10 protein-coding genes and 1 pseudogene are annotated in these 9,537 nt (G+C 75.3%); 5 read left to right on the forward strand and 6 right to left on the reverse strand.

Annotated features, from left to right (window positions below; genetic code table 11):
• Window positions 1-18 precede the first annotated feature (18 nt).
• A complete protein-coding gene (locus GQS09_RS13225; RefSeq protein ID WP_165986239.1) occupies window positions 19-1,092 on the reverse strand; it encodes a DMT family transporter in 1,074 nt (357 codons plus the stop codon).
• Between the two features lie 226 nt (window positions 1,093-1,318).
• On the opposite strand from GQS09_RS13225, the gene GQS09_RS13230 reads away from it, so the two are divergent.
• Complete coding sequence (locus tag GQS09_RS13230) at window positions 1,319-2,356, forward strand: sodium:calcium antiporter (RefSeq protein ID WP_165986240.1); 1,038 nt, start codon at window positions 1,319-1,321, stop codon at window positions 2,354-2,356.
• Window positions 2,357-2,372: 16 nt separating this feature from the next.
• On the opposite strand, the gene GQS09_RS13235 is transcribed toward GQS09_RS13230, so the two are convergent.
• On the reverse strand, window positions 2,373-3,371 hold the full coding sequence (locus GQS09_RS13235) for a PhzF family phenazine biosynthesis isomerase (RefSeq protein ID WP_165986241.1): 999 nt from the start codon (window positions 3,369-3,371) through the stop codon (window positions 2,373-2,375).
• Between the two features lie 163 nt (window positions 3,372-3,534).
• Here GQS09_RS13235 and GQS09_RS13240 point away from each other — a divergent pair, with 163 nt between their 5' ends.
• The gene (locus GQS09_RS13240; protein WP_165986242.1) at window positions 3,535-4,494 is read left to right on the forward strand and encodes a LysR family transcriptional regulator; all 960 of its coding nucleotides are present in this window, start codon (window positions 3,535-3,537) and stop codon (window positions 4,492-4,494) included.
• A gap of 41 nt (window positions 4,495-4,535) precedes the next feature.
• Here GQS09_RS13240 and GQS09_RS13245 read toward each other — a convergent pair whose 3' ends face one another.
• The 4 genes from GQS09_RS13245 to GQS09_RS13260 form a co-directional block, all read right to left on the reverse strand.
• Window positions 4,536-4,877 (reverse strand): hypothetical protein, encoded by a 342-nt coding sequence (locus GQS09_RS13245; protein WP_165986243.1) that lies wholly within the window; start codon window positions 4,875-4,877, stop codon window positions 4,536-4,538.
• A 298-nt stretch (window positions 4,878-5,175) separates the two neighbouring features.
• Window positions 5,176-5,613: a hypothetical protein gene (locus GQS09_RS13250; protein ID WP_165986244.1), complete on the reverse strand. Its 438-nt coding sequence runs from the start codon at window positions 5,611-5,613 to the stop codon at window positions 5,176-5,178.
• A 123-nt stretch (window positions 5,614-5,736) separates the two neighbouring features.
• On the reverse strand, window positions 5,737-6,168 hold the full coding sequence (locus tag GQS09_RS13255; RefSeq protein WP_165986245.1) for a hypothetical protein: 432 nt from the start codon (window positions 6,166-6,168) through the stop codon (window positions 5,737-5,739).
• A 278-nt stretch (window positions 6,169-6,446) separates the two neighbouring features.
• Window positions 6,447-7,658 carry a hypothetical protein gene (locus tag GQS09_RS13260; RefSeq protein ID WP_207957781.1) on the reverse strand — a complete coding sequence of 404 codons (1,212 nt, stop codon included), beginning with the start codon at window positions 7,656-7,658 and terminating at the stop codon, window positions 6,447-6,449.
• Between the two features lie 211 nt (window positions 7,659-7,869).
• Between GQS09_RS13260 and GQS09_RS13265 the strand changes: the two genes are divergently transcribed.
• From GQS09_RS13265 to GQS09_RS13275, 3 genes and pseudogenes are all read left to right on the forward strand, one after another.
• Window positions 7,870-8,544, forward strand: a complete 675-nt coding sequence (locus GQS09_RS13265; protein ID WP_165986246.1) for a class I SAM-dependent methyltransferase — start codon at window positions 7,870-7,872, stop codon at window positions 8,542-8,544.
• Between the two features lie 73 nt (window positions 8,545-8,617).
• On the forward strand, window positions 8,618-9,181 hold the full coding sequence (locus GQS09_RS13270; RefSeq protein WP_165986247.1) for an RNA polymerase sigma factor: 564 nt from the start codon (window positions 8,618-8,620) through the stop codon (window positions 9,179-9,181).
• Window positions 9,178-9,537 (forward strand): annotated as a pseudogene (locus GQS09_RS13275) (hypothetical protein); the annotation flags it as partial. The gene GQS09_RS13270 and the pseudogene GQS09_RS13275, both read left to right, overlap by 4 nt.

Here is a 9,537-nt window from a genome sequence, read left to right on the forward strand (position 1 = left end):
GGCGACCCGGCCTCGGCCTTACGGGCGACGGCCGTGGCCGGGGGCGGGGGCGGGGGCGGGGGCGGGGGGAGCTTCAGCGGGGCGGGAGCCGGGCTCGGGCTCGGGCTCGGAGCGGGTGGCGGAGCCGGAGCGGGAAAGGGAGCGGGAGCGGGAAAGGGCGACGCCGGCCAGGCAGAGCACCCCGCCCAGCAGGGTCAGCCGGCCGGGAACCTCCTGGAGCACCGCCCAGGACATCAGCACCACCAGCGCCGGCACCGCATAGGTGGTCGCGCCCATCCGCCCCGCCGTGGTCCGGGACAGTGCATAGGCCCAGGTGACAAAGGCGAGCGCGGTCGGAAACACACCCAGGTAGACGACCCAGGCGGTGGCGGACAGCGGGGCGGCGGCCGTCTCTGTGACGAACTGCCCGGCGAACGGCAGGCAGGCCGCCGTACCCGTGAAGCAGCCGTACGCCGTGACCTGGAGGGCCGAGGCGTGCCGCAGGGCCGGCTTCTGCGCGACCACTCCCCCGGCGTAGGTCAAGGCCGCCACCAGGCAGAGCACCACGCCCAGCGCCGCGGCCCCCGAGGCACCGGAGGTGCCGCCGCCGGACATGGACAGGCCCACCACCGCCGCTCCGGCGAACGAGACCGCCAGTCCGGCGAGCAGGCGCGGCGGCATTCCCTCGCCCAGCAGCCGGCCGGCCAGCAGCGCGATGACGATCGGGCCGATGTTGACCAGCAGTGCGGCGGTGCCCGCGTCCACGTGCTCCTCGCCCCAGTTGAGCGCCACCATGTAGAGGCCGAACCAGAGCAGGCCGGAGAGCAGGATGCCGGGCCAGGCGGCACGCGGAGGCGGGCCGACCCGGCGGACGGCCAGCAGCAGGGCGAGGGCGGCCGAGCCGGTGAGCAGCCGGCCGAGGGCGAGCGCACCGGGCGAGAAGTGCTCGGCGGCGGCCCGGATGCCGACGAAGGCGGAGGCCCAGAAGCAGACCGTGACGGTGGCGGCGGCAAGCGCCCGCCAGTCCGGGCGGTGTGCCCGGGTGCTCCCGGTGACCGCGGCGGAGGCGGAGGCTACGGCGACGGGATTCGAACTGTTCTGCGATGACCCCATGGGGGTCACGGTAGAGGCGGGGGAACGGCCGGCGGCCGGTCCGGCAGTGCGATGTCCGAATGCCGCCAGCCCCGGGCCGGGGCCGGGCCGGGGCTCGGGCCCTCGGCCGCAGCCGCAGCCGATGAGGTGACCGGCCGCCGCGGCCCCGGCGCAGCCGGGGTGTACGGCCGTCGGCGCGTGGTACCCAGGGGCCGGGCGGCCGGGGCGCAGGACGGAGGCGAGCGGGGTGCTGGAGACGCTGACCGGCGCATGGCCGGTGGGCTGGTCCGTTGCCGTGTTCCTGCTGGCCGGCGCGCTGACGGTGGTGTGCGCGGTGCGGCTGTCCGGGCTCGGCGACGTGCTGGCCGATCGCACCGGCTGGGGGGAGGCGCTGTTCGGTGCGGTCTTCTTCGGGCTGGCCACCTCCCTCTCCGGGATCGTGATGACCGCGGTGAGCGCCGCCGTCGACCGCCCCACCCTGGCGTACAGCAGCGCGGTCGGCGGTATCGCCGCGCAGACCCTGGCGATCGTGGTGGCCGACATGTTCCACCGCGGCGTCAATCTGGAGCATGCCGCGGCCTCACTGCCCAATCTCCTCTTCGGCTGCCTGCTCATCGGGCTGCTGGGGCTGGCGCTGATGGCGGCGTTCTCGCCGGATGTCACGGTGCTCGGCGTGCACCCGGGCGCCGCGGCGATGGTGGCCTTCTACTGGGGCGGGCTGCGGCTCATCCAGGCCCATCCACGGCCGATGTGGCTGGCCGTGCGCACCGCCGAGACGGTGCCGGACGTGCCGCACGACGATCCGGTGCTGGGCCGGCGCAGCACTGCTCGGCTGTGGACGGAGTTCGGGGCCGTGGCGGTGCTGGTGGTGGTCGGCGGCTGGGCGGTGGCCAGGGCGGCCGACGGGCTGGTGGCCGGCACCGGACTCCGCGCGGGCTTCGTCGGGGCGGCGTTCATGGGGCTGGTGAACGCGCTGCCGGAGATTGTGACGGCGGTGGCGGCGGTCCGGCGCGGCGCGGTCACCCTGGCCATCGCCGCCGTCATCGGCGGCAACTGCCTGGACGCCCTCAATCTGGTGATCGGCGACGTGGCCTACCGGCAGGGCTCGCTCTTCCACGCCACCGCGCCGGACGAACTCTTCCTGACCAGCGCCGCGGTGGTGATGACCGGGGTGCTGCTGGGCGGTCTGCTGGTGCGGCAGAAGCGGGGCTGGTGGCGGCTCGGCTTCGACGGCGTCCTGCTCTTCGCGCTCTACACCGGCACCATCGTGCTGCTCGCCTTCTGAGCGCCGCCGGGGGTGGTCAGCGCGGGCCGGGGCCGGAGGAGATACCGAGGGAGCTGTCGAGGGAGCTGTCGAGGGAGACGGCGTGTCCGGTGACCCGGACCCGGGGGTCGTGCTGGTCCACGGTGACGGTGAGCAGGCTGGGGCGGCCCATGTCCTCGCCCTGCCGCACGGTGAGCACGGCCGGTCCGCTGCCGCCGGCCCCGTCCCCGGCCCCGTCCCCCGCCGCGACCCCGGTTCCGGCCTCCGCCCCGGTCCCGCCGTGCCCGGTGGCGGGCGTGGAGGCGGGAAGCCGGCCGATGGTGCGCAGGTAGCCGCCGAGGGCCGCGGCGGCGGCGCCGGTGGCCGGGTCCTCCACCACGCCGCCGACGGGGAACGGATCGCGGGCGTGGAACAGACCGGCCGCCTCCCGCCGGATGAGCTGCACGGTCGTCCAGCCGTGGCGCTGCATCAGCGTGGTCAGGGCCGGGATGTCGTAGTCGAGAGCGGCCAGCCGCTCCCGGCTGCCGGCGGCCAGCACCGGGTGGTACACGCCGCCGTAGGCGATGTGCGGGGGCAGTTCGGGGTCGAGGTCCTCCCGCCGCCAGCGCAGGGCGTCGAGCAGGGCGGCCAGTTCCTCCTCCTCGGCCGGGCGGGAACTGGTGGGCACGCTGGTCAGGGTGGCCGCCACCGCGCCGCCGGTGCGCTCGGTGTGCACCGGGATCTCCCCGGCGGGGGTGTCGAACAGCAGCGGTCCGGGCCCGATCCGTTCGGCCAGGGCCACGGCGGTCGCCACGGTGGCGTGCCCGCAGAACGCGACCTCCGCACGGGGGCTGAAGTAGCGCAGCGAGAAGCGGCGGCCGGGGGTGTCGCGGGCGGTGACGAAGGCGGTTTCGGAGTAGCCGACCTCGGCGGCCACGGCGAGCATGGCGGACTCGTCCAGACCGGCCGCGTCCAGCACGATCCCGGCGGGGTTGCCGCCGGCCGGGTCGGTGGTGAAAGCGGTGTAGCGCAGCACGTCCGTGGTGGTCTCTGTCATGGCATCCATGCTGCCCGCCCAGGGCCATCAAGAGAAACGATGATTCTTCATCATCTCCATCGGGTTTGCCGATACCTGGCCGGTTGCCGGTGATCCGGTGGCCCGCCGCCGTCCGGCCGTGCGCGGCGGGGCGCGGGGCGCGGGACTGGGCTAGCGTCCCCGGATGGACACCCGGCTGCTGCGCACCTTCCTCACGCTGGCCCGCACCGAGAACTTCACCGGCGCGGCGGCCGAGCTGCATCTCGCCCAGTCGACGGTCACCGTCCAGCTCAGGGCGCTGGAGAAGGAGCTGGGCGTCCGGCTGGTGGACCGGCTGCCGCGCGGCGCGCGGCTGACGGACGCCGGTCAGCGGCTGCTGGCCGAGGCGGAGGGGGTGCTGGACGCCGAGGCGCGGCTGCGCGCGGCGGCGGCCGAGGCGGCGGGCGGCGGCGAGGGGGACGGCCGGGCGGTGAGCGGGCGGGTGGTGCTGGCGGCGGGCGAGACGCTGTGCTCGGCCCGGCTGCCGGGAGTGGTCGCGGCGCTGCGCCGGGCCCATCCCGGGATCGAGCTGCACCTGTATCCGGCGGGCACGGCCGGGGCGGTGGAGGGGCTGCGCGCCGGGCGGCTGGATCTGGCGCTGCTGCTGGAGGAGGCCGCGGACGTGCCGGTGGCGGCGGAGGGCGCGGGCACGCTGACCGTGGAGCTCATCGGGCACGAGCCGCTGGCCCTGGTCGCCGCCCCCGGTCACCCGCTGGCGGCCACCACGGACCGGGGCGGCGGGCCGGGCTGGGCGGAGCTGGCGGCCCAGGACTTCTTCCTGCACGAGCAGGGCTGCTCGTACAGCGACAGACTGGCCCGGGAACTGCTGGCGGTGCCGGGGGCCCGGCCCCGGCTGACCCGGTTCGGCTCCATCGAGGCGGCCCGCTCCTGCGTGGCGGCGGGACTGGGGCTGACCGTGCTGCCGCGGGTGTGCGTGGCCGAGGCGCTGCGCGTCGGCAGGCTGACGGAGATCGCCGGGCCGCCGCTGCCGGACGTCCCGGTGCAACTTGTCCGCCACGCCCGCCGCTGGGCGTCGCCCGCCGTGCGCGTCGTCATCACCCATCTGGCCAGCTGCTTTGCCGCTCCGGCCCGGCGGCCGGACTGATCCCGCTCCGCTGCCCTCGCGGCCGGCCTGCGCCCGGCGGTTCAGGCCGCCAGCGTGGCGGCGGCCGCCGCCGGGGCGTCGGGGCCATGACGGCGCAGGGCCGAGCGGGCGGCGGCCCGTTCGTCGGGCGGCAGGCTCTGCCAGTACGGGTGGCCGTGCACCGCCTCGGCCAGCTCCAGTACCCGGGCCCGCACCCGGCGCTCGTGATCGGCCTGCTCATGGACCCATTCGCCGGGCGGCGGCCCGCCGCGCGGCCGGCGCTGGGCGGCCCGGGCACGGGAGGGCAGGGCACGGCAGAGCGCGACATGCTCCGCCTCGGCGGCGCTCAGCCGCCGCTGGGCCGCGAGCAGGTCGCCCGGGAAGGAGAAGTCGTCGTCCACCACACCCAGAATCATACATTCGTTCGATTACTCAGCCATGGTTCGACACGCCGCCACACCCACCCCGCCGCGACCGCTGTCCGGCCCGCAGCCGGGGCCGCCCGGCTGCGGAGCGGTGAGGCGCCCTCGGCCCGTACCGGTGCCCGGGCGGTGCCCGGACGGTGCCCGGCGATCAGCGGCGCGGTGATCGGCAGCCGCCGGCGGCGGACCTGGTCACGCCGGAGGCGGGGAGGGAGATCAGCGAGGCCTGACTGCGCACCCCGGCAGCGGGCGCCGGGGGCGGGACGGCCGCGGGTGTTCCTCAGAGATCGGCCGGTGATGTCGGGATGCCGCGGGAACCGCGTGGTGGCGTCACCGCCCGGCTTTCGGTTTCGATCAGCCAGCCGATCGGGTTCCTGGGGCTGGTCTCGCCCGCGCAGCGCTGTTTCCGGCCGAGGATGACCATCTGGGTGCCTTCCTCCAGCATCTGCCTGGTTCGGCCCTGGTCCGGTGCCTCCCAGTCGCCGGCCTGCCACTGGCCTGTCATACCGTTGAACACCATCACGCGGACCAGCGCGTCGCCGTGTGCAGCACCGAGCGCGAGCCAGACGCGGCCCCACCGGTACAGCGGTTCGTACGAGTATGAGGGAATGTTCCCCGGGGGCGGGATCGTGAGGTGGGTGACCAGCCGTTCTTCGTAGGTGTTGTCCTGAAGGACGGCGAACTCCTCACCGAGCGTACCCATCTGGAAACCGAGCATCTTGTGGACTCCCTGCTGGTGGTGAAGAACGGCGGTGCCGCCGCAGCCGCTCGATGCCGCGGCCGTGGTTCTCCGGTCGGTACCGGCCGGAGGAGGAAAACGCCTCACTGCAGGCTCCCCCTGTCACAGGAACAGCTCTTCCCGGGGTCCTGCGGAGGTGGTGATGCTTTCGACTTCGAGGAGCCACGTGATGGGCGCGTAGTTCATGGGGACTTCCGGTGCCGGCTTTCGCTTGCCCAAGGTGATCTTCTGGGTGCCGGGGCCGACACCCACATGGATCCGCCTGTGGGAAGTGACCTCCAGCTCGGCCGTTGTCCACGTCCCGCTGTGACCCTTGTACGCCCTGGCCACCACGGTCTCCCGGCCGCTGCCGGGAATCGTGCCGAGGTCGAGCCACATGCGCCCCCACCGCTGTGCGATATCGGGCATGTCATCGAGGGATGATCCTGGTGAGGGCATGACCAGGAGAGTGAGGAACCTCGGGTGAAAAAGCTTGCCGTTGGCGTTGTACGCAAACTCATCGCTGAGCTTGCCCCCGATATGGAAATGAAGCACAGTGCCGGTGCCCCTTCTGCTTGCTTTTCTTTTCTCCGCTGTTCCACCGTCCCTTCCTCCCGCTGCGTGTAACAGGGGGCACGGGGTGGTGCCCGCAGCACATTCGCCCCGCGCGGCGGCCACCACGGCGCATGCCCCCTCCCCGCACCGCTCCCCCTCGGGTGTGCGCGCCACAGCATCAGACGTACCGGTACCGGAGGGGCCGGAGGGAGCGCGCTCGGTCACACCGCCGCACGGCGGTGGAAGGCGGTCGGGCGGCGGATCGGCGACACAGAGGGCTACGTGGCCGGCGGGGCCGCCCGGCCGCCGTGCGGGGCGGCCGGGCCCGGGTCCGGAAGGGACAGCGCCGCCTCGGCCGCGATCTCCTCGATCGTGCGGCCGTCCGTCGCCAACCGCCGCGCGCCGATCGCGGCATGCTCCAGCGTCTCGGCCTCACGCGCCGCCGCCTCGGCGTGGCGGAGCAGTTCCTCGGCGGGACGGCCCTTCAGCTCGTCCCCGGGAAGCCGGGGACCGCGGCTCCGGCCGCGCAGCAGGATGCGCTCGCGGAGCGTGTCCGCCCCGGCGTGCAGCCGGACCAGCGTGAACCTGCCCTCCGGCACGGCCTCGGCATGGGCACGGACGGTGGCCGGGTCGCCGACACCGCCGGACAGGATCAGGCAGCGGGCTCCCGCCGCGCGGTACGTGGGCCACACGGCGGCCAGTCCGCGGGCGCGCAGGCGGTGGCCCGACGGGTCGTCGGCGGGGGCGGGCCGGCGGAAACCGAGCTGCGCGAGGTCCACGTACGCCGCCCGGACGCCGGAGGAGAAGAGGCGGGCGAAGACCGCCCACGCGACCTCGGACTTGCCGACACCGGGCGGGCCGCAGACCCAGAGCACCGGGACGGACGAGCGGGGTGCGGCGGGCGAGGGCTCCGGGCTCGGCGGCGGCACCGCGGCTGCCGGCGTCGCCGCTGCCGGCCCCGGCCGCCCCGGCCAGCCGCCGGCCCGCTCGCGCACCCGCCGCGCCGCCTCCGCCACGGACAGACCCGTGGTGTCGACGCAGAGGTCGGCGAAATCGCTGCGGTCCAGCGCCTCGGCGGCCGCCTCGTTCTCCGCCATCAGCTCCGGCCGCCACCCACGGCCCAGGAAGCGCGCCCGCAGATCGCCGGTCCCGGCGCGCAGGCGGCACAGGGTGACGGCGGCGTCCGGAACGGCCTCGGCGTACGGGGGCACGTCGCCGGCCTGCTGCACCCCGCCGGAGAGGACCAGGCACCGGGCCCCGGCCGCGCGGAGGGTCCGCGCCATGGCGCCCAGATTGCGGGCCTTGACGCGGTGGGTCTCCGGGTCGTCGGCGGGCGCGGGATAGCACAGGCCGAGCTGGTCGGCGTCGAGGTATCCGGCGGTGATCCCGGCCCGGTCGAGCCGGGTGAAGATCTCCCACCCGACTGAGGTCTTGCCGACTCCGGACGGACCGCAGAGCCAGAGAAGCGGAAAGCGAAGGCCATCACGCATCCGGGCGACGGTACTCGGTGCGGGCAGGTGCGGGCGACGGGTTATCCCCGGCCTCACCGGTCCGGCGCTCCCCCGGCACACCGGCATGGGCAGATGTGCCGGGGCACGTGCGGGGCCGAGCCGCAGGGGAGAAGGGGAAGAAAGAAAGGAAAGGGGAAGGGGGGAAGGGGGGAAGGAAGAGGGATGGGAAGGGAAGAGGAGGAGGACGGCTGTGGCGGACAGCGGGGAGGGGCGGGAGGTCTGGAATCCGGCGCGGGGCGGGGCCGCGCCGAGTGCCGAACTGGCGGAGCTGGCCCGCTCGCACCGCTTCGCCTCGGTGCTGGACGCGGGCTGCGGCTGGGGCCGCAATCTGCTGCCGTTCGCGGCTGCCGGCGCCACCGCGCTGCACGGTTTCGACATCGACGACGAAGGCGTCCGCGCCACCCGGGCGCTGCTCACCCCGGCCGCGACCGGGGCGGTGACCGGGACCGGGACCGAGGTGCGCGTCTGGAACGGCGATCTGCTCACCACCCGGCCCCGCTCCGTCCCCGGCCGGGGCAGCGGCTACGACCTGGTGATCTGCTACGGCGTCCTGCACTTCCTCGCCCGTGCCCAGCGGCTCGCCGCCTACGACCGGCTGGCCTCCTGGGTGCGCCCGGACGGTGGCATGCTGGCCCTCGCCTCCTTCAACGCCGCCGTCCCCATCCCCGAGGACCTGCGCCCGCTGATGCCCGACCCGCCGCCCGACAGCCGCGAGGTGCGCGAGCGCTTCACCCGCGGCTGGCAGACCGTCCACGCCCGCAGCCACGTCTACGACGACGAGCACGAGAACGGCGTGCGGCACACCCACTCCATCGACCGGCTGATCGTCCGCCGTACCGCGGTCCCCGTCCGCCCGCCCGGCTGACGAACCTTTCCGGGTCCCGGGCCGACTGTCCTGGCAGAACCGCACGGGAAACCACGGGAAACGGAGAACACCGGTGGCCTCACCCGACCCGCCCGACACCCTGCTGGTGGTCCGCTGCCAGCTCGGCGAACGGGACGCCTTCGCCGAACTGGTCCGGCTCTGGCACCCGCCGCTCCGGCGCTACCTGCACAGCCTGGCCGGATCACCGCACGCCGTGGACGATCTCGCCCAGGAGGCGTGGATCGCCGTGGTGCGCGGACTGCCCCGGCTGCGGCAGCCGGACCGCTTCGCGCCCTGGCTGTTCACCATCGCCCGCCGCACCGTGGCCGACCATCTGCGGCGGCGTACCGGACCGGCCCCCGGGGGCGCCGACGGGGGCGCCGACGGGGACGCCGCCGGCCTCGCCGAGGACGACGATCCGCTCGCCGGGGTCCTGGACGCCCTGGAACTCCGGGCCGGGCTGGACGGACTGCCGCCGCCGGAGCGGGAGGTACTGGTCCTGTTCCACCTCCGCGACCTGCCGCTGGCCGCCTGCGCCGCCGTGCTCGACGTCCCGCCGGGCACCGTCAAGAGCCGGCTGCACCGGGCCCGCCGCATGCTGCGCCGCACCCTCACCGAAAGGGGATACCAGCCATGACCGGAGCCGCACCCACCCCCTCCCCCAGCCCCGGCTCCTCCTCCAGCCCCGGCCCCACCGGCAGCCCCGGCATGCCGGACCGGCTGGCCCGCGCCCTGGCCGCCGAGCTGTCACTGCGCGCCCGGCTGCGGTACGCCGCCACCGGTCTGGCCGGGCTCGCCGGGGCCGTTCTGCTCGGCCTGCTCTGGGCCACCGAGCCCGCCCCGCTGCCGCTCCGCACCCGAGCCGCCTTCGCCGGGCTGATCGCGATCGGCCTCGCCTGGGCCGCCCTGGCCGCCCGGGTCCTGGCCCGGCGCCGCCCGCTGTACGCCCGGGACCGGGTGCTCGCCGCCCGGCTGGCACTGGGCGCGGCCCTG

The sequence above is a fragment of the Streptomyces sp. YIM 98790 genome, from assembly GCF_011421595.1.
In the GTDB taxonomy this organism is placed as follows: Bacteria; Actinomycetota; Actinomycetes; order Streptomycetales; family Streptomycetaceae; genus Streptomyces.

Excerpts from the sequence above, each read along its gene's own strand:
- GQS09_RS13225 (WP_165986239.1), bottom strand. The coding sequence starts at position 1,092 with ATGGGGTCATCGCAGAACAGTTCGAATCCCGTCGCCGTAGCCTCCGCC.
- GQS09_RS13235 (WP_165986241.1), bottom strand. The coding sequence starts at position 3,371 with ATGACAGAGACCACCACGGACGTGCTGCGCTACACCGCTTTCACCACC.
- GQS09_RS13240 (WP_165986242.1), top strand. The coding sequence starts at position 3,535 with ATGGACACCCGGCTGCTGCGCACCTTCCTCACGCTGGCCCGCACCGAG.
- GQS09_RS13250 (WP_165986244.1), bottom strand. The coding sequence starts at position 5,613 with ATGCTCGGTTTCCAGATGGGTACGCTCGGTGAGGAGTTCGCCGTCCTT.
- GQS09_RS13260 (WP_207957781.1), bottom strand. The coding sequence starts at position 7,658 with ATGCGTGATGGCCTTCGCTTTCCGCTTCTCTGGCTCTGCGGTCCGTCC.